Origin of the sequence: Thiomonas delicata (assembly GCF_900088825.1) — a bacterium.
In the GTDB taxonomy this organism is placed as follows: Bacteria; Pseudomonadota; Gammaproteobacteria; order Burkholderiales; family Burkholderiaceae_C; genus Thiomonas_A; species Thiomonas_A delicata.
In genome coordinates this window covers 1-376 of the sequence record NZ_LT592180.1, presented here as the reverse complement: position 1 = coordinate 376, position 376 = coordinate 1, and the positions used below count along the sequence as shown (strand labels likewise).

At 63.6% G+C, this 376-nt stretch carries 1 pseudogene; it reads right to left on the bottom strand.

The features are described from left to right. Positions 1 to 169: 169 nt before the first annotated feature. A pseudogene (locus THIARS_RS17935) lies at positions 170 to 376 on the bottom strand (GSU2403 family nucleotidyltransferase fold protein); the annotation flags it as partial.

Sequence of the window (376 nt, the reverse complement as noted above, 5' to 3'; positions counted from 1 at the left end):
AGAGGCGTCGTCGGATTGGAGATGCAATGGGCGGCCCCGGGCAAAGCGCGAGCCGATGTTGATGCGGCGGCGTCACGCTGTAACCGCGTAACGACGTAACGACAAAGCCATGCGCTTCCACGATTGAAATCGTCGGCCCCGAAGCCTGCAAAATCGTCGCCACAAGGAATCAGGCCTTGGCACCCAGGCCAGCTTGCAACGCCTCAATGGCCGCGGGGTGCGCGTCTTGCAATAGGCTCTTCACAAAAGACAAGGCACCTCGAGCCTTCGCGCGCGCGGCACTTGGCAAGGCCTGGCAGGCGTCCTCGATGTCCCCCGGGCGCTGCTCGGCAAGCATGGCCAACAAGGTGGCCGCTTGCTGGAGGTCCTTGCTGGC